The sequence below is a fragment of the Streptomyces sp. MGP-BFMKR1 genome (assembly GCF_057766585.1).
Genome location: NZ_CM173408.1, coordinates 1,756,211 through 1,773,579, shown reverse-complemented (window position 1 = coordinate 1,773,579; position 17,369 = coordinate 1,756,211). Strand labels below are relative to the sequence as shown.

Annotated in this window: 14 protein-coding genes; 8 read left to right on the top strand and 6 right to left on the bottom strand. The window is 74.6% G+C overall.

Going from position 1 to position 17,369, the window contains the following annotated elements; genetic code table 11:
* The first annotated feature begins 115 nt into the window (after positions 1–115).
* Both murC and msrB read left to right on the top strand, forming a co-directional pair.
* A complete protein-coding gene (murC, locus tag AC3CHW_RS06500) occupies positions 116–1,615 on the top strand; it encodes a UDP-N-acetylmuramate--L-alanine ligase (RefSeq protein WP_488469856.1) in 1,500 nt (499 codons plus the stop codon).
* Positions 1,616–1,691: 76 nt separating this feature from the next.
* Positions 1,692–2,099: a peptide-methionine (R)-S-oxide reductase MsrB gene (gene msrB / locus AC3CHW_RS06495; protein WP_398611210.1), complete on the top strand. Its 408-nt coding sequence runs from the start codon at positions 1,692–1,694 to the stop codon at positions 2,097–2,099.
* Positions 2,100–2,269: 170 nt separating this feature from the next.
* On the opposite strand, the gene AC3CHW_RS06490 is transcribed toward msrB, so the two are convergent.
* The 3 genes from AC3CHW_RS06490 to AC3CHW_RS06480 all read right to left on the bottom strand — a co-directional run bounded on the left by AC3CHW_RS06490 (position 2,270) and on the right by AC3CHW_RS06480 (position 5,691).
* On the bottom strand, positions 2,270–3,184 hold the full coding sequence (locus AC3CHW_RS06490; RefSeq protein ID WP_459247713.1) for a GNAT family N-acetyltransferase: 915 nt from the start codon (positions 3,182–3,184) through the stop codon (positions 2,270–2,272).
* A 330-nt stretch (positions 3,185–3,514) separates the two neighbouring features.
* Complete coding sequence (locus AC3CHW_RS06485) at positions 3,515–4,201, bottom strand: response regulator transcription factor (protein WP_488469855.1); 687 nt, start codon at positions 4,199–4,201, stop codon at positions 3,515–3,517.
* The gene (locus tag AC3CHW_RS06480) at positions 4,198–5,691 is read right to left on the bottom strand and encodes a sensor histidine kinase (protein WP_488469854.1); all 1,494 of its coding nucleotides are present in this window, start codon (positions 5,689–5,691) and stop codon (positions 4,198–4,200) included. Before AC3CHW_RS06480 ends, AC3CHW_RS06485 begins: the two co-directional genes overlap by 4 nt.
* A 125-nt stretch (positions 5,692–5,816) precedes the next feature.
* Between AC3CHW_RS06480 and AC3CHW_RS06475 the strand changes: the two genes are divergently transcribed.
* Positions 5,817–6,200, top strand: coding sequence for a hypothetical protein (locus AC3CHW_RS06475; RefSeq protein WP_488469853.1), 384 nt, complete (start codon positions 5,817–5,819; stop codon positions 6,198–6,200).
* On the opposite strand, the gene AC3CHW_RS06470 is transcribed toward AC3CHW_RS06475, so the two are convergent.
* On the bottom strand, positions 6,166–7,671 hold the full coding sequence (locus AC3CHW_RS06470; RefSeq protein WP_488469852.1) for an FAD-dependent oxidoreductase: 1,506 nt from the start codon (positions 7,669–7,671) through the stop codon (positions 6,166–6,168). The genes AC3CHW_RS06475 and AC3CHW_RS06470 overlap by 35 nt on opposite strands.
* Positions 7,672–7,907: 236 nt before the next feature.
* Here AC3CHW_RS06470 and AC3CHW_RS06465 point away from each other — a divergent pair, with 236 nt between their 5' ends.
* A complete protein-coding gene (locus AC3CHW_RS06465) occupies positions 7,908–8,882 on the top strand; it encodes a LysR family transcriptional regulator (protein WP_488469851.1) in 975 nt (324 codons plus the stop codon).
* A gap of 100 nt (positions 8,883–8,982) precedes the next feature.
* On the opposite strand, the gene glgX is transcribed toward AC3CHW_RS06465, so the two are convergent.
* Complete coding sequence (glgX, locus tag AC3CHW_RS06460) at positions 8,983–11,151, bottom strand: glycogen debranching protein GlgX (RefSeq protein ID WP_488469850.1); 2,169 nt, start codon at positions 11,149–11,151, stop codon at positions 8,983–8,985.
* 380 nt (positions 11,152–11,531) lie between these two features.
* Between glgX and AC3CHW_RS06455 the strand changes: the two genes are divergently transcribed.
* The 3 genes from AC3CHW_RS06455 (at position 11,532) to AC3CHW_RS06445 (ending at position 14,888) form a co-directional block, all read left to right on the top strand.
* The gene (locus AC3CHW_RS06455) at positions 11,532–12,776 is read left to right on the top strand and encodes a DUF5919 domain-containing protein (protein ID WP_176164634.1); all 1,245 of its coding nucleotides are present in this window, start codon (positions 11,532–11,534) and stop codon (positions 12,774–12,776) included.
* 127 nt (positions 12,777–12,903) lie between these two features.
* Positions 12,904–13,992, top strand: a complete 1,089-nt coding sequence (locus AC3CHW_RS06450) for a hypothetical protein (RefSeq protein WP_488469849.1) — start codon at positions 12,904–12,906, stop codon at positions 13,990–13,992.
* Positions 13,993–14,165: 173 nt separating this feature from the next.
* Positions 14,166–14,888 carry an exonuclease domain-containing protein gene (locus AC3CHW_RS06445; protein WP_488469848.1) on the top strand — a complete coding sequence of 241 codons (723 nt, stop codon included), beginning with the start codon at positions 14,166–14,168 and terminating at the stop codon, positions 14,886–14,888.
* Between the two features lie 117 nt (positions 14,889–15,005).
* Here AC3CHW_RS06445 and AC3CHW_RS06440 read toward each other — a convergent pair whose 3' ends face one another.
* The gene (locus AC3CHW_RS06440; RefSeq protein ID WP_488469847.1) at positions 15,006–15,878 is read right to left on the bottom strand and encodes a phosphotransferase enzyme family protein; all 873 of its coding nucleotides are present in this window, start codon (positions 15,876–15,878) and stop codon (positions 15,006–15,008) included.
* Between the two features lie 446 nt (positions 15,879–16,324).
* On the opposite strand from AC3CHW_RS06440, the gene AC3CHW_RS06435 reads away from it, so the two are divergent.
* Positions 16,325–17,296, top strand: coding sequence for a carbohydrate ABC transporter permease (locus AC3CHW_RS06435; RefSeq protein ID WP_488470981.1), 972 nt, complete (start codon positions 16,325–16,327; stop codon positions 17,294–17,296).
* The last annotated feature ends 73 nt before the right edge of the window (positions 17,297–17,369 follow it).

The window sequence follows — 17,369 nt, the reverse complement described above, 5'->3', positions numbered from 1 at the left end:
CGGCGGTGTCGGTCCGGGGTGCGAGAATCTTGGCCGGGGTCGGCGGCAGTGGCGACCCCGTACCGGATCGGCGGCCACCTGGCCGCCCACACCTCTACCACCAGGGAGAACCGCGATGGCACCGGCCGGCCTCGGCTCCGAGAACGCAGCGCGGCGCGAAGCGGCGGCCCCCGCGGCCACGGCCACGGCGTCGACCGGGACGGCCACGGCGGCCGTGGCGGCGCCCGCGACGGGCGACGCGCTGGCGCGCCCGCACTTCATCGGGATCGGCGGCGCCGGCATGTCCGGCATCGCCAGGATCCTCGCCATGCGCGGCGCCCAGGTCGCGGGCAGCGACGCGCGCGAGTCGGCCACCGCGCGGTCGCTGCGCGCGCTCGGCGCCACGGTGCACGTCGGGCACGCGGCCGAGCACCTGGCCGCGGACACCACCAGCGTCGTGGTCTCCAGCGCCATCCGCCAGGACAACCCGGAGCTGCGGGCGGCGGCCGAGCAGGGCATCCCGGTGGTGCACCGCTCGGACGCGCTGGCCGCCCTGATGACCGACCGGCGCGCCATCGCCGTCGCGGGCACCCACGGCAAGACCACCACCACCTCGATGCTGGCCGTCTCCCTCGGCACCCTGGGCGTCGACCCGTCGTACGCGATCGGCGGTGACCTGGACGCGCCCGGTTCCAACGCGCGGCACGGCAGCGGTGAGATCTTCGTGGCCGAGGCGGACGAGAGCGACCGCAGCTTCCACAAGTACGAGCCCGAGGTCGCCGTCATCCTCAACGTGGAGCTCGACCACCACGCCAACTACGCCTCGATGGACGAGATCTACGAGTCCTTCGAGACCTTCGTGGCCCGGGTGCGCCCCGGCGGCACGCTCGTCATCGCCGCCGACCAGTCCGGCGCCCGCGAGCTGACCCGCCGCGTCCGTGGTCGGCGGGACCTGACCATCGTCACCTACGGCGAGTCGCGGGAGGCCGACCTGCGCATCCTCGACGTCACCCCGCACGGCCTGACCAGCGAGGTCACCGTGGCCCTGGCCGACGGCGAGCGGCTCACGTTCACGGTCTCGGTGCCCGGGCGGCACTACGCGCACAACGCGGTCGCGGCCCTCGCCGCCGGCACCGCGATGGGCCTGCCGACCCGCGAGCTGGCCACGGCGCTCGCCTCGTACACCGGCGTCAACCGCCGCCTCCAGCTCCGCGGCACCGCGGGCGGCGTGCAGGTCATCGACTCCTACGCGCACCACCCCACGGAGATCGCCGCCGACCTGGAGGCCATCCGGGGCGGCGCCGGCGACGGGCGGGTGCTCGTGGTCTTCCAGCCGCACCTCTTCAGCCGCACGCAGGAGCTCGGCGTCGAGATGGGCGAGGCGCTGACGCTGGCCGACGCGGCGTTCGTGCTCGACATCTACCCGGCCCGGGAGGACCCGGTCCCGGGCGTCACCAGCGCCCTGGTCATCGACGCGGCCACCGCCCGGGGCGCGGACGTGCGGGCCGTCGCCGACCGGGAGGCGGTCCCCGAGCTGGTCGCGGGAATGGCGGGCCCCGGTGATCTGGTTCTCACCATGGGCGCGGGCGACGTCACGGACCTCGGTCCGCGGATCGTGGCCCGGCTGAAAGGCTGACCTGTGGCCGGCCCGCGCCGCGCGACGGCCGCGGGCCGGCGACGACGCGTAAGACCGCATCCCCGAAAGGCGCGAGATGGCGTACGAGGTCGAGAAGTCCGACGAGCAGTGGCGAGCTGAGCTGTCGCCGGCGGAATACCAGGTGCTCCGCCGGGCCGGCACCGAGCCCGCCTTCCGTGGCGAGTACACCGACACCACGACCGAGGGGGTCTACTCCTGCCGGGCGTGTGACGCCGAGTTGTTCCGGTCCACGGAGAAGTTCGAGAGCCACTGTGGCTGGCCGAGCTTCTTCGACCCGAAGGACTCGTCCGCGGTCGAGTTGATCGAGGACCGCTCGCACGGCATGGTCCGCACCGAGGTGCGCTGCGCCCGCTGCGGCTCCCACCTGGGCCACGTCTTCGAGGGCGAGGGCTACCCGACCCCCACCGACCAGCGGTACTGCATCAACTCCATATCGCTGCGGCTCCAGCCCGCCGAGGACTGAGCCCGCCGACCACCCCGGCCGGCGCCCTCACCGGCCCAGGCCCACGCCCCACGCGTACGCCGCCGGGCGCGCCGTAGCGCGACCGCGCCCGCCCCCGTGCCTGGCGGGCACGGGGGCGGGCGCTGGGCACGCGTCGCGGCGCGGAGGACGCCGTCAGCGTGGGCTCAGCCTCACGTCTGCGGCCACTGGAAGTAGGCGCGCTCCTGGGAGATCGGGTAACCGGCCTTGGCGAAGTTGGCCGCCATCGGCCGGTTGCCGTGGTCGGTCTCGGCGAAGATCTTCTCCACGCCCTCCGCCGCGAGCATCCGGGTGCAGTCGGCGAGCAGGTCGTACGCGTAGCCGTGGCCGCGCTGTTCGGGCACGACGCCGATGAAGCCGATGACCGGCGCGCTCTGGTTACGTGCCGGGATGTGCAGCCCCACGAGTTCGCCCTCGGCCGTCCACGCCGTGCGCCACCACTCGCGCGGGGACGGGCACCAGTGGAAGAAGTCGAGTTCTTCCCTCGCGGCGGCGTCGTGGCCGTCGGTGGCGATGACGCGGCGGGCGTGCGCGTCCAACGTGCCGTGCTGGACCCGGCGCAGCACGGCGAGGATCTCCTCGTCGTCGGGCGTCGGCCTGAACGTCAGCCGGCCCGGCTGCTCGGGCACCCCGCACTCGGGCGTCCAGGTGTAGCGGTGGCGGCCGACGAGCTGGTCCATGCCGGCGTCGGTCACGGCGTCGACACGGGCCCGGGCCGCCTCCCGCACCGCCGGGTCGCGCTCCCAGTCGGGCGGCAGCAGCAACGCGTAGTCGGAGCGGAACGGCGCCGCGCGCAGCAACTCCACGGCGGCGTCGGCGTCGGTGAAGTCGAACCAGTCCAGGGCGATCGGCTTCGCGTCGTCCGGGCCGGCCCACCAGGCGGCGCGGGCCACCACGGTGTCCTCGCGCAGGGCGACCCAGGTCCAGTCGGGCCGGTACTCGCCGCCCTGGGCGAAGGTGGCGTACCGCCGCTCGAACGCGCCGTGGCCGACGAGGCCGGGGTCGGGCAGGGTGTGAAAGAGGTGTGCGTCGCTCTCGGAGAGCTGACGGATGACCAGATCGGTCACGGGAGTCCTTCCAGGAATGCGGTGCGCTCCCGGTCAGACGGCGTCAGACGAAGGCAGCCCTGCGGACGGGGCGGGAGCGCGGGAATGAAGTGACGTACATGGCTCCGGCCTCCTTCCGTGATCTAGGGCGTGACCGCACTGTAGGCGGGCCGCCGGCGCCCTGTCCACACCTTTGTGCGAGTGCCGTCGGGCGGGGCGCGCCGTATGCGCGGCCGGTCGGCGCTCCCCGACCGGCCCGCGCCCACCGCCGCCCCCGTTCGCTCTTCCTCCCGTCACCCCGCCAGGCATCCCTGGTCCCCTCCCGCCCCGCCGTCGCGTGCCGGGTGGGCGTCAGGGGGCGTTGCCGTCCAGCAGGCCCGCGTCGTGCGTCAACAGGGCTATCTGCACCCGGTTGTTGAGGTCGAGCTTGGTCAGGATGCGGGAGACGTGCGTCTTGACCGTGGCGACGCTCATGTACAGCGCGGTGCCGATCTCCGCGTTCGACTTGCCCTCGCCGACGGCGAGGGCCACCTCGCGCTCCCGGTCGTTCAACTGGCCCAGCAGGCCGCGCGCCCGGCTGCGGCGCAGGTCCTGGCCGGCGCCGGCGACGTGCTCGATGAGCTGCTGGGTGACCGCCGGGGAGAGCACCGGGTCACCGGCGGCGACCCGGTGCACGGCGGCCACGATCTCGGCCGGCGGCGTGTCCTTGAGGAGGAATCCGGCCGCCCCGGCCCGCAGCGCGCGCAGCACGTGCTCGTCGGCGTGGAACGTCGTCAACACGATGACCTCGGGCGGCCGTTCCGCGCTCCGCAACTCCTCCGTCGCCGCGAGCCCGTCCAGCGTGGGCATGCGGATGTCCATCAGCACGACGTCGGGGGAGTGCCGCCGCACCAGCGGGCCGACCTCGGTCCCGTCGGCGGCCTCGCCGACGATCTCCACGTCGGCCGAGCCGCCCAACATCAGCCGCAGCCCGGCGCGTACCAGCGGGTCGTCGTCGACGAGGAGCACGCGCACGCGCTGGTGATCGGAAGTGTTCATGAGGGCCACGGTAGCCAGGCGCGCAGCAGGAAGCCGCCGTCTTCCACGGCCCGGCTCTCCAGGTCGCCACCGGCCAGCGAGGCGCGCTCGGCCAGGCCGATCAGCCCCTGCCCGGAGCCGGGTATCCGCTCCGCCCGCCGCGGCCCCCCGTCCCGCTCCACGGGCCGGTTTCGCACCTCGACCGTCAGACCGCGCTCGGGGGCGCCGGCCACCCGCACCGTGACCGCGGCGTCCGGGGCGTGCTTGCGGGCGTTGGTCAGGCCCTCCTGCACGATCCGGTACGCCGTACGCCCCGTCGCGGCCGGCACCGGGTCGCACGCCTCGCGTTCGTCGTGCAGCGCCACCCGCATGGCCGCCTGCCGCGACTCCTCGACCAGCCGTGGCAGGTCGGCCAGCGTGGGCTGTGGCCGGCTCGGTTCGGCCCCGTCCCAGAGGTCCCGGGCGGCCGGCGGCGCCGGCTGGGCGTGCGGTGTGGAGGCGGCGCCGGCCGCGTGGTCGGCCCGGTCGGCGGCGCGCTCGCGGCGCGGGCGCCGGAACCTGCGCGGCCTCGTCCGGGCTTCCGTCCCCGGCCGGGGTTCCGAGGCCGTGCCCGCTCCCGCCGTCGGCGACGGCGCGCCGTCCGCGGCCATCGGGGTGCTGGCGCCGGCCGCGGACCGCCCGATGGGGGTGCGGAGCACGCCGATCACCTCCCGCAGGTCCTCCAATGCCTGGTGGGCGCTGGCCCGGATCACGCCCGCGGCCTGCGCGATGTCCTGCGGCGACGCGTCGGGCCGGTACTCCAGCGCGCCCGCGTGCACGCTCAGCAGGGACAGCCGGTGCGCGAGCACGTCGTGCATCTCGCGCGCGATGCGCTCCCGGGTGAGCCGTTGGACGCGCTCGGCGCGCAGCGCGGCCTCCGACTCCGCCCGGTGCGCCCGCTCCCGCAGCGAGATGACGAGTTGGCGCCGGGAGCGGACGAACATGCCCCAGCCGATGGCCGTGCTGTAGAGCAGCGCCCCGGTCAGCACCGAGCCCACGTACCCCAGGTCGGGATCGGCGTGCACCAGCCCGTTGACCAGGCTGCTCGCGAACGCCAGCGCGCCGATGGCGGCCACGGGACGGAACGGGCGGTGCACCGCGACGGTGAACATCACCACCAGGCTGGGCCCGACCACGAAGTGCGAGGCCGTCGACGCCAGCAGCATGGCCGCCGCGAGCGGCACCGGCCACCGCCGGCGGAACCACAACGCCACGCAGGCCAGCAACCCGAGCACCTGGTCGACGAAGATCCACAGCTCCGACAGGTCGGGGTCCTCCACCACCGACTCGGCGGTCATGAAGGAGAACAACGCGGCGAGCACGAAGGCGCTGAGGTCCACCGCCCAGTCGCGGGGGCCGCGCCGGGCGCGCGCGGGACGCGCGCCGGGCGCGTCGGCGGGCTCGCCCTCGGGCGCCCCCGCCGCGACGGGCGCGGGCGGCGGTTCCTGCGTACCGTTCAACGTGCCGTTCATGCCGGCGAATCTACGAAACCCCGCCGCGTGCGCGCCCCCTCAGCACGGCATGGGCTACCAAAGTCGCAGGTCCGTAGACCTTCGGCGGACGGGCGGCGGCGCCCCGCGCGCCTAGCGTCGGGCCCATGAGAAAGCTGCTTGAGATGCTGGGCACGGGATTGCTCCTGATCGGCGGCTCCAGCCTCGTCCACTACTTCACCGACTGGTTCGGCAAGTGGGCCGTGCTGGACCGGCTGCCCTTCCTCGACGGGTACGAGCTGTACGCCAGCGGCGTCGTGGCCGTGCTGGGCTTCGCCGTGCTGTGCGCCGGCGACCTGGTCCCCGACGACGGCACCGCCTCGGCCCGTACCCCCGCCCGCACCAGCCGGCACCCCGCCGGTGGCGCCGAACCCGGCGCGCACGGCGGGGAGGAGGAAGCCGCCGACGGTGGGGCGAGCGGGGCCGGCGCGCGCGAGGGCGCCGGCCTCGACGGCGTCAGTGCTGGTGCAGACCCCGACCCGCCAGCGTGAGGAACACCTCGCCCACGGCCTCGGAGAGCGTCGGGTGCGGGTGGATGTGCTGGGCGACGTCGGTCGGGTCGGCCTCCCAGCCGACGATGAGCTGACCCTCGGCGATCATCTCCGAGACGTGCGGGCCCACCAGGTGCACCCCGAGCACCGTGCCCACCTCACCGGCCGCCCCCACGGCCGACCGCGCCCCCGGGCCGCCCGGCTCCGCGCCGGCGGCCGGCCCGCCGGCGCCGCGCTCGGCGACGACCTTCACCAGGCCGCCCTGTCCGTGCACCATGCCCTTGGCGGTAGCCGTCAGCGGCAGCGTGTTGGTGACCACGTCGTGGCCCCGCTCCCGGGCGCCCTCCTCGGTGAGCCCGACGGACGCGGTCTGCGGGCTGGAGTACGTCACCCGTGGCACGGCGGCGTAGTCGATGGGGCGCGGGGCGCGCCCGGCCAGCGTCTCGGCCACGAGCAGCCCCTCCGCGAACGAGGCGTGCGCCAGGCCCAGCGACGGCGGCGGCAGCAGGTCGCCCACCACGTGCACGCCCGGGACGGCCGTCTCCAGGCGCGACCAGTCGGCCGGCGCCACGAACCCCCGCGCGTCCGGCGCCAGTCCCGCCGCCGCGAGGCCGAGCCCCTCGGTCACCGGCGCCCGCCCCACGGCCACGAGCACCCGCTCCACGTCCAGGCGGCGCGGCTCGCCGCGCGGCACGCTGACCGTGACCCGCACCCCGTCCTCGTACGGCCGCGCCTCCTCGCACCTGGCCCCGGTCCACACCGTGACGCCCCGCTTCTTCAATCCGCGCGTCACGTGCCGACCGACGTCCGCGTCCTCCAGCGGAAGCAGCCGGTCCGCCGCCTCCACCAGGGTCACCGTGGCCCCCATCGAGCGGTGCAGCGAGGCGTACTCCACGCCGATCGCGCCGCCGCCGATGACCAGCACGGAGCCCGGGAGCCCCGGCGCGAACAGGGCGTCGTCGCTGGTGACCACCCGGCGCCCGTCGGGTACGAGCCCCGGCAGCGTGCGCGGCCTCGAACCGGTCGCCAGCACGACGCCCCGCCGCGCCCGCCACGTCCCGCCCGGCTCCACGCGCACCGTACGGGGCCCGGTCAGCGTCGCCGTCGCGCGCACCACGCGCACCCCCGCGTGCGCGAGGTGGCCCTCGACGCCCCGGTGGTTGCGGGCCACGATGTCGTCGCGGGTCGCCGTCAGCGCGGCCCAGTCCACGCCCTCCACCGTCGCCTTGACGCCCCACCGTTCGCGGGCCTCCGTGATGCCGTCGACCAACTCGGCCGCGTGCAACATCGCCTTGCTGGGCACGCACCCACGGTGCAGGCAGGTGCCGCCGACCAGGTCGCGCTCGACCAGCACCACGTCCAGGCCCAGCGCGGCGGCGCGCAGCGCGGTGCTGTAGCCGCCGGTGCCGCCGCCGATCACGATGACGTCCGTGACGTGCGCGTTCTCTGTTTCCTGTGCTCGATCCGCCATGGCCCAAGGCTCCGCCCACAGCGGCCGATCGGTCCAAGGCAATGTTTTGATGGAGCCGATGAAACCTGTGCATGCCAGGTGGCACACCCGCGTCGTGCGGGCCCGGGGCGGTCGCCGTGGGGCGCTCGGTGTGGCGCGCGCCACCGTGGCGCGGGCGGCGCCGGGGCGCTGGCGCGCCGCGTCCGGGGCGCCCCCGCGACCGGCGGGTGGGGCGGACGAGGAAGGTGGGGGCGGCGATGAGCCTGCGGCAGATGGAGTACCTGGTCGCGGTGGTGGAGGAGGGCTCGTTCACGCGCGCCGCCGAGACGCTCAGCGTCACGCAGTCGGCGCTCTCCCACCAGATCAAGGCGCTGGAACGGGAGGTGGGCGGCCCGCTGTTGGAGCGCCTGCCGCGCGGCGTGCGGCTGACCCCGATGGGCCGCGCCTTCCTGCCGCACGCCGAGCTGGCCGTGCGCAGCGCGGGCCAGGCGCGCCGCGCGGCCCGGGCCGCCGCCGGGGCGGCCGACGGCGAACTGCACATCGCCAGCGTGCACGCGGTGGCCATGGGGGTGTTGCCGGAGACGTTCGCCCGCTGGCGGCGCGCGCACCCCGGGATGCGCCTGACGTTGCACGAGTACGCGTCGGCCGGCGAGCTGGCCGACCACATGGACCGTGGCGTGGCCGACCTGGCCGTCGGACACCGGCCCACGCACTGGCAGGGGCCGGTGGAGCCGGTGGGGTCCGAGGAGATCGTCATCGCCGTCCCCGCCGACGACCCGCTGGCCCGCCGTGGCTCCGTACGGCTGGCCGAACTGGCCGACCGTCCCTGGGTGCGCTGCGCCCTGGAGCCGATCGTCGCCGGCCGTCCCGCCATGGACGCGATCTGCGAGCGCGCGGGCTTCACGCCCCGCAACGCGGTCCACACCGAGCACACGTCCACGGCGGTCCGCATGGCGCGCGCCGGCGCGGGCGTGGTGGCCGCCCCGGCGCACGTCATCGCCGGCATCCAGGGCTGCGTCGGGCTCCGCGTCGACCCGCCGATCCGCCGTGAACTGGTCGTCTTCTCGCGCGCCGAGCTGGTCGGGGCGGCCCGGGCGTTCGTCGCCGAGCTACGCCAGACCCTGCCCGGTGCCCTCGCGGGCGCCCCGCCCGGCGCCACCGATGCGCCCCGCGCCACGGCCGCGACCGAGCCCGCCGCGGTCACCCCCGGCGCCACCGCTCCCGCGGCCTGACGCGACGTTCGAACCAGCGCCCCGCCGAGCCGCGCCAACGAGCCGCACCGACGCGAGGTGGCTCCGAACGGTGTTTCTGATCGGCGTTTCCGAGCGGCGCCTACGAGGGGCGCTGGAGCACCAGCAGGCTGCGGTCCACCAGCGTGAGCCGGTCGCCCGCCGCGACGGTGGGGCCGGCGCCCGGCGGGACGCCGTCCGGGCGGGCGGTGTCCACCACCACCTGCCAGCGCTGGCCGTGGCGCATCGGCACGGTGAAGGTGAGCGGCGTGCTGTGCGCGTTGAACATCAGCAGGAACGAGTCGTCGCGGACGCGCTCCCCGCGCGGGCCCGGCTCCGAGATCGCGTTGCCGTTGAGGAAGACCATCAGCGAGTTGGCGTGCGCCGCCTGCCAGTCGCGCTGGCGCATCGGCTCGCCCTCGGCCGTGAACCAGGCGATGTCCGACAGCGCGTCGTGGGTGCCCGCGACCGGCCGGCCGTGGAAGAAGCGCCGGCGGCGGAAGACCGGGTGGTCGCGGCGCAGCCACACCAGCGTGCGGGTGAACTCCAGCATCCGCAGCGCCTCCCGGTCCGCGTCCCGCTCCGGCTCCCGCTCCGACTCCTCGTCCGGCGCCGGGTCGGGGCGGCGGGGCCAGCGCACCCAGGTCAGCTCGTTGTCCTGGCAGTAGGCGTTGTTGTTGCCGTGCTGGGTGCGGGCGAACTCGTCGCCGTGGCTGAGCATCGGCACGCCCTGCGAGAGCAGCAGCGTGGCGACGAGGTTGCGCATCTGTCGGGCGCGCAGCTCACGCACCGCCGGGTCCCGGCTCTCGCCCTCGACGCCGCAGTTCCAGGACCGGTTGTCGTTCTCGCCGTCCCGGTTGTCCTCGCCGTTGGCCTCGTTGTGCTTGTGGTCGTAGGAGACCAGGTCGCGCAGGGTGAAGCCGTCGTGGCAGGTGACGAAGTTGATGGAGGCCAGCGGGCGGCGGCCGTCGCTCTGGTAGAGGTCGGAGGAGCCGGTGAGCCGGGAGCCGAACTCGGCCAGCGTGCGCGGCTGGCCGCGCCACAGGTCGCGCACCGTGTCCCGGTACTTGCCGTTCCACTCGGTCCACAGCGGCGGGAAGTTGCCCACCTGGTAGCCGCCCTCGCCCACGTCCCACGGCTCCGCGATCAGCTTCACCCGGCTGACCACCGGGTCCTGCTGCACCAGGTCGAAGAACGAGGAGAGCCGGTCCACCTCGTGGAACTGGCGGGCCAGCGTCGCCGCCAGGTCGAAGCGGAACCCGTCCACCCGCATCTCCGTCACCCAGTAGCGCAGCGAGTCCATGATGAGCTGGAGCACGTGCGGGTGGCGCATCAGCAGCGAGTTGCCGGTGCCGGTGGTGTCCGTGTACGTGCGCGGGTCCTCGCCGAGCCGGTAGTACGAGGCGTTGTCCAGGCCGCGGAAGGAGAGCGTCGGCCCCAGGTGGTTGCCCTCGGCGGTGTGGTTGTAGACCACGTCGAGGATGACCTCGATGCCCGCCGCGTGCAGCGCCCGCACCGCCGACTTGAACTCCAGCACCTGCTGTCCCCGGTCACCCCAGGAGGCGTACGCGTTGTGCGGGGCGAAGAACCCGATCGTGTTGTACCCCCAGTAGTTGGCCAGCCCCTCGTCCACGAGCCGGTGGTCCTGAACGAACTGGTGCACCGGCATCAGCTCCAGCGTCGTCACCCCCAGCTCCGTCAGGTGCTCGATGACGGCCGGGTGCGCCAGCGCCGCGTACGTGCCGCGCAGTTCGTCCGGGAGCCCCGGGTGGCGCATGGTCAGGCCCTTCACGTGGGCCTCGTAGATGACGGTGCGGTGGTAGTCGGTGCGCGGCGGCCGGTCGTCGCCCCAGTCGAAGTACGGGTTCACCACCACCGACGACATGGTGTGCGGGGCCGAGTCGAGGTCGTTGCGCCGCTCCGGGCGCCCGAAGTGGTAACCGTAGACCGCCTCGTCCCAGTCGATCTGGCCGCTGACGGCCTTGGCGTACGGGTCGAGCAGCAGCTTGGCCGGGTTGCAGCGGTGGCCCCACTCCGGGGCGTAGGGGCCGTACACCCGAAAGCCGTACCGCTGGCCCGGCATCACGCCCGGCAGGTAGGCGTGCCGCACGAAGGCGTCGGTCTCCCGCAGCTCGACCGTCTCGTGGGAGCCGTCGTCGTGCAGCAGGCACAGCTCGATCCGTTGGGCGACCTCCGAGAACACCGCGAAGTTGGTTCCCGCGCCGTCGTAGGTGGCCCCGAGGGGGTAGGACTGTCCTGGCCAGACCTGCATGAATCGACTCTTCCACTTCTCTCGCCGGGCCGCCCGGTCGGGCGTTCGGCGCATGCGTGACAAGTGTCCATATGGGGCGATGTAGGGGCTGTACGGGGATGTGCCGCACCATAATGCACCGGCCGCCGCGTGGAAGGGCGTCGGGCGCGAGCCCAGGGGTGTGGGAGTCGTGTCCGGGGCGGGCGGAGGTGGCGGCGTGCGCCGCGCCCCGTGGCGCGGCGTGCGACTATGAATCGCCTCACTCCGCGTGGTCGGGGTGAGCACAACGCGCCGCGAGCGGTGGCGCGTTGACGCACAGCTGACCTGCTGAGGCTGCATCGGCTCCCCGCATCGCAGTAGTCTGCCTTGATCGTTGGACGGGGGCGGAAGGCGGTGCACAGGTGAGCTCGGGCGGGCTGGAGCTGCCATCTGGGGAGGAGAGCACCCCGCAGGGCGGCGCCACCGACGCACCTCCCGGCGCGGTATCCCTGGTCAGGCCGGTGGAGATCGGAGCGGAACTGGACTGGGGCACCGACGCGTGGGCCGAGGTGCACACGCGCGCGCGGCGGGCGGGCCGTGCCTACATCTGGCTGAATCTGGTCGAACAGCGACTGCGCGCGGTGGTGGCCTCGGTGCTGCAACCGATCTACGAGCCGGTGCACGGCGAGGACTGGGTGGTGGCCGCCGCGGGCCCGGCCGGCCAGGAGTGGGTGCAGCGCGCGGTGGCCGTGCGCGAGGTCAGCCGCCGCAAGGGCTACCTCCTCGACCCGGCCGACGACAATGTCGTCAGCTTCCTGACGCTGCCCCAGTTGCGCGAACTCCTGGTCCAGCACTGGCCGTGCTTCGTGCCCTACCTGGACGACCGGCGCGAGCTCGAACTCGCGCTCGACGAGCTGGAGGTCACCCGCAACGTCGTCTCGCGCAACCGCGCCCTGTCCCAGAACGTGCTCGACCAGGCGGAGCGCGCCTCGGCCCGCCTCCTGGACATCCTCGGCGGCGGCACCGGCGGCCCCTCGACCGACCGGCTGCCGATAGACGCGGTCGAGGACCTGGTGGGGGACCGGTACGCGGACGTGGTCAGCGTCCACGCCGACCGGGTCCGGCTGCAACGCCAGTTGCCCGCGGAGGACCTGTTCGGCAGCGCGCGCCGGCTGGACGCCATGGGCATAGGTCTGAACCTGCTCGTGCAGAACTACTCGGGGCGCCGCCTGATGCGGCTCGCGGAGACCGGCTGCCGGACGCGGCTCCTCTTCCTCAACCCGGCCAGCAGCGCGGTCCGCCGCCGGGAGCGGGAACTCGGCATGCGCAAGGGCGAGCTCAGCCGCTCCGTGGAGATGAACATCCTGCACATGCGCCGGGTACGGGCCCGGCTGCGGGACCCCGGCGCCTTCGAGATCCACGTCTTCGACGAGACCCCGCGGGTGACCGCGTACCTCATCAACGGCGACTCGGCCGACGGCGTCGGCGTCGTCCAGTCGTACCTGCGCAGGGCCCGCGGCATGGAGGCCCCCGTGCTGGTGCTGCGCGCCGGTGGCCGCGAGCGCGAGGTGGTGCGCGGGGTGGACACGGGCGCCGACAACAGCCTCTTCGAGGTCTACCGCGAGGAGTTCGAGGGCGCCTGGGCCGACTCCCGCCCGGTCTCCTGAGACCCGCGCCCGGCCGTCGAGCAGGGGCCTGTCCGGGGGCCGGCCCCGGAGCGGGAGCACCCGCCACGTGGCGTCGCGCGGCGCGATACGCTGCGCGGACCTGACAAAACGGGAGAGGGAACGCGACGTGAGTATGCCCCCGCAGCAGCCCGGGTCCGGAGTTCCGGAAGGCGGTTGGCCGTCCGGCCAGCCCGGGCCGGGCGGGCCGCCGCAGCCGCCGCAGAACCCCTACGGCTACCCCCACGGCCACCCCCAGCAGGGCTCGCCCTACGGCGGCCAGTCGGGCCAGCAACCCTCGTACGGCCAGCCGGGCCAGCAGTCCCCGTACGGCCAGCCGGGCCAGCAGTCCCCGTACGGCCAGCCGGGCCAGCAGCCCCCGTACGGGCAGTCCGGCCAGCAGTTCCCGTACGGCCAGCCTGGGTACGGCACGCCGTACGGCGGTGGCCCGGGGATGGGCGGGCCGCCGGGGCCGCCGAGCGGGGGTTCGCGTAGGACCGTGGCGATCGTCGTCGGCGCCGTGCTCGTGGGCCTGCTGGCGATCGGCGGCGTGGTGTTCGCGATGAGCGGCGGCGACGACGGGGGCAAGCGGGACGAGTCCAAGGTCAGCGACGACTCCTCGGTCGACGTCAGCCAGCGGCCGAGCCCCAGCCAGAGCCCGACGCCGCCCACGCCCAGCCCGACCGCCGACACCGACCGCGACGCGCACACGAAGTACAAGGTGGTCCTCCCCAAGTCGCTGGAGGGCGGCAAGTACACGCTGGAGAAGGACCTCAGCGAGTCGGCCGACGAGCAGGTGCCGGACGACGGCAGCGGGGCGAGCGGCGTCAAGCCCGCCACCGGACGCTACGTCACCGCGCCCCGGGACGCGGAGATGGTGGTCACCGGACTCAACGGGACCTTCATCACCCCCACGTACGCCAAGAACAGCTTCTTCCGCGGGCTGGAGGGCAACGACAACGCCGAGGTGGGGGTCGAGCGCCGGGAGATCACCCCGCCCGGTGCGGACGCCGCGTTGACCTGCGAGGTCGTGATCAAGCGGCAGAGCGGGCAGAAGCTCGTGATGCCCGTGTGCGCCTGGGCCGACACCACCACGCTCGTGGCCGTCATGGAGAACACCCGCGCCGCCGCCGGCAAGGACCCGCACTCCATCGACCTGGACGGCTTCGCCGCCCGGGTGGACGGCATGCGCGACGACCTCCTGACCCCGATGAGCTGAGCCGGACCCCGCGCCTCCCCGTTCTCTCAAAACCCATCAACTCGGGCATATCGCCGTTTCTTGGGGTATTCGGTCGGTGGGGGTGGTCGGTCGCGCCCGACGCCGGACGGGTTGTCAGTGGCGCGTGGGAGGGTGATGAACAACAGGGGGACGCACCACGAAGGAGGGCCGCCATGGGCTGGCACCGAGAGCTGCTGATCGGCTTCGACCTGGAGACCACGGGCACCGACCCGGACGAGGCACGGATCGTGACGGCCGCGGTCGTCGAGGTCCGGGGCGGGGAAGCGGTGGGCGGCCGGGAATGGCTGGCCGACCCGGGCATCCCGATACCGCAGGACGCCGTCGCCGTGCACGGCATCACCAACGCCCGCGCGGCGGCCGACGGACGGCCGGCCCGCGAGGTGGTGGCCGAAGTAGCGGACGTGCTCGTGGCGCACTGGCGGGTGGGCACGCCGGTCGTGGCGTACAACGCGGCGTTCGACCTCAGCATGCTGGCGGCGGAGTTGCGCCGACACGGGCTGCCCTCGCTGCCCGAGCGGCTCGGCCGGGCCGACGTCGGCCCGGTCATCGACCCGTACACGATCGACCGCTCCGTCGACCGCTACCGCAAGGGCAAGCGCACCCTGGAGGCCGTCTGCGGGCACTACGGCGTCCCGCTCGACCAGGCGCACGAGGCCCGGTCGGACGCGCTGGCCGCGGCCCAGGTCGCCTGCGCGGTCGCCGAGCGACACGCCCAGGTGGCGGGTCTCGACCTGTGGGAGCTGCACCGCAAGCAGGTCGGGTGGTACGCGGAATGGGCCGCCGACTTCCAGTCCTGGCTGCGCCGCAAGGGCACCCAGGACGCGGTCGTGGACGGCGCCTGGCCGCTGCGCGGGGCGCCGGCGATAGCCGGCTGACCGCGATCCGGGCCCAGGCGCCCGGCCGCGGCGAGCGTGCGCAACACCCCGCTACGGCCGGGCGCGACCGCCACGACGCGTACTCACGCCACGCTCGCGGCGCGGACCACCGCACGCTCACAGGGCGAACCACCGCACGCTCGGGTCGCCCGCCCGCAGCGACGCCACCCGGCGCTCGAACTCCGCGCGGGCGGCCGGGTTGCCCGGCGCGTGCTGCGCCACCCAGGCGCAGCTCGCCGTCTCCCGGGCCCCGCGCAGCACGGCACAGCCCTCCCACTCGCGCACGTCCCAGCCGTAGGCCGAGGTGAACTCCGCGTAGGCCGCCGCGTCGAGCCCGTACCGGTCGCGGGTGAGGGCCATCACCACCAGGTCGTGTTCGCGCAGGTCACTGGCGAAGGTCTCCAGGTCCACCAGGACCGGACCGTCGGCGCTGACGTGCACGTTGCGCGGCAGCGCGTCACCGTGCAGCGGACCGGGCGGCAGATGGGGCGTCAGCGCCGCCGCGGCCCGCGCGAAACCGTCCCTGCGCGCCCGCAGATAGGCCGCGTCGGCGGGGTCGATCGCGTCCCCGGCCAGCCGCAGCCACCGCTCCACGCCGCCCAACAACTCGCGGCGCGGCAGCGCGAACGGCGGCTCCGGCAGGGCGTGCACTCGCCGCAGCAGCCCCGCCAGGTCGGCCGGGGTCGCGGCGCGGACCGCCGGCGGCAGCCGGTGCCAGACCGTGACCGGGTGCCCGTCGACCAGCAGCGCCTTCGGCTCGGCGGGGCGCACCGCGGGCACCCCGTGCTCGGCGAGCCAGGTCGCGACGCGCGGTTCGCGGCTCGCCCGCTCCCACAGCCCGCTCTCGCGCCCCACCTTGACCACGGTGCTGGCCAGCGCGAACACCGCGTTCTCGCCCAGGGCGAGCAGCCGCGCGTCGGCCGGCGTCCGCGCGAGCCCCGCCGCCGCCAGCACCCGCCGGGCTCGCTCCTCGGTGAACTCCGCGCTCACGCCATGCTCCCCACACCGTCACGCCCCACGCCGCGCCCGTCCTCTCGTGTCCGGCCCCGTCCGGCCCCCTCCGGCCCCGTCCGGCCTCGGCTGACCGTGCCGGGCCTCGGCTGACCGTGCCGGGTTGTGTCCGGACCTGTCTGATCCTGCCTCGTCCTGGTCTGGCCGTGCCTGACTCTGACCGGTCCTGTCCGGTCAGTCTCGCATCGCGGGAGTCGAGGTCGTGCGCGCGTACCGCTTGACTGCGATACGGACCGTCAGCACGATGACGGGGGCCTCCTGACGGGCGCCCGCTCCCCGTGACCACGGGACGGTGCCGCCCGCCCCAGGCGCGGCTGCCCCGCCCCAGCCAAGCCCAGCACCGGGGTGCCGCGCTCCCCGGACGGCGTCCGGGCCGCCGCGCCCCACCGCGCCGCGCCGTGAAGGAGCCCCCTGCCGTGAGACCGATGACCGAGGCGGCGCGGTCCGGCGACGAACCGGACCGCGCCCCAGCCAAGGAGGGCCGCGCCCCGCGGGCGCGCGCCGGCCGGAGCCGGGGCCGGGGCGGGCGGCCCGCCGGGCTCGGGCCCTGGTTCCTGGTCCTGCCCGCCCTCCTGCCCATCCTGCTGCTGAGCGCGGGACCCCTGCTGTACGGCATCGGCCTCGCGTTCACCGACTCCCAGTCGGGCCGTACCGAACCCACCGAGTGGATCGGCCTGCTCAACTTCCGCGACCTGCGCCACGACACCCTCTTCTGGGAGTCCTTCCGGGTCGGCCTGGTGTGGGCGGTGGGCGTCACGGTGCCGCAGTTCCTCCTCGGGCTCGGGCTCGCCCTCCTGCTCAGCCAGGATCTGCGGATGCGCTGGCTGGCGCGGACGCTGGCCATCGTGCCGTGGGCGATGCCGGAGGTCGTCGTCGGCATCATGTGGCGGCTCGTCTACCACTCCGACGCCGGCATCCTCAACGAGACGCTGCGCGACCTGCACCTGGGCGACGGCTCCGACTGGCTCGCGGGCCTGTCCACAGCGCTGCCCGCGGTGATCGTGGTGGGCGTCTGGGCGGGCCTGCCCCAGGTCACGGTCGCCCTGCTGGCCGGGTTGCAGAACGTGCCGCGCGAACTGCGGGAGGCCGCCGCCGTGGACGGCGCCGGCGCCTGGCGCAGGTTCCGCACCGTCACCTGGCCCGCCATCCGCCCCATCGCCCTGGCCATCAGCGCGCTCAGCTTCATCTGGAACCTCAACTCCTTCGCCCTGGTGTACGTGCTCACCAGCGGCGGCCCCGGCGGGCGCACCCGGCTGCCGATGCTCTTCGCGTACGAGGAGGCGTTCCGCTACGGCCAGTTCGGCTACGCGGCGGCTATGGGCTGCGTCCTGGTCGCGGTCGTCTCCGTACTGCTCGCCGTGTACCTCGTCGGACGGTTGAAGGGAGCGGACCAGTGAAGCGAGCCGGACCCGGGCCGACGAACCACCCCACGGACCACCCGACGGCGAGCCACCCCCGGGGCCTGGCCGC

Coding starts and splice junctions, on each gene's coding strand:
- AC3CHW_RS06465 (WP_488469851.1), top strand. CDS start 7,908: ATGAGCCTGCGGCAGATGGAGTACCTGGTCGCGGTGGTGGAGGAGGGC.
- AC3CHW_RS06470 (WP_488469852.1), bottom strand. CDS start 7,671: ATGGCGGATCGAGCACAGGAAACAGAGAACGCGCACGTCACGGACGTC.
- AC3CHW_RS06475 (WP_488469853.1), top strand. CDS start 5,817: ATGAGAAAGCTGCTTGAGATGCTGGGCACGGGATTGCTCCTGATCGGC.
- murC (WP_488469856.1), top strand. CDS start 116: ATGGCACCGGCCGGCCTCGGCTCCGAGAACGCAGCGCGGCGCGAAGCG.
- AC3CHW_RS06480 (WP_488469854.1), bottom strand. CDS start 5,691: ATGAACGGCACGTTGAACGGTACGCAGGAACCGCCGCCCGCGCCCGTC.
- msrB (WP_398611210.1), top strand. CDS start 1,692: ATGGCGTACGAGGTCGAGAAGTCCGACGAGCAGTGGCGAGCTGAGCTG.
- glgX (WP_488469850.1), bottom strand. CDS start 11,151: ATGCAGGTCTGGCCAGGACAGTCCTACCCCCTCGGGGCCACCTACGAC.
- AC3CHW_RS06435 (WP_488470981.1), top strand. CDS start 16,325: ATGACCGAGGCGGCGCGGTCCGGCGACGAACCGGACCGCGCCCCAGCC.
- AC3CHW_RS06445 (WP_488469848.1), top strand. CDS start 14,166: ATGGGCTGGCACCGAGAGCTGCTGATCGGCTTCGACCTGGAGACCACG.
- AC3CHW_RS06485 (WP_488469855.1), bottom strand. CDS start 4,201: ATGAACACTTCCGATCACCAGCGCGTGCGCGTGCTCCTCGTCGACGAC.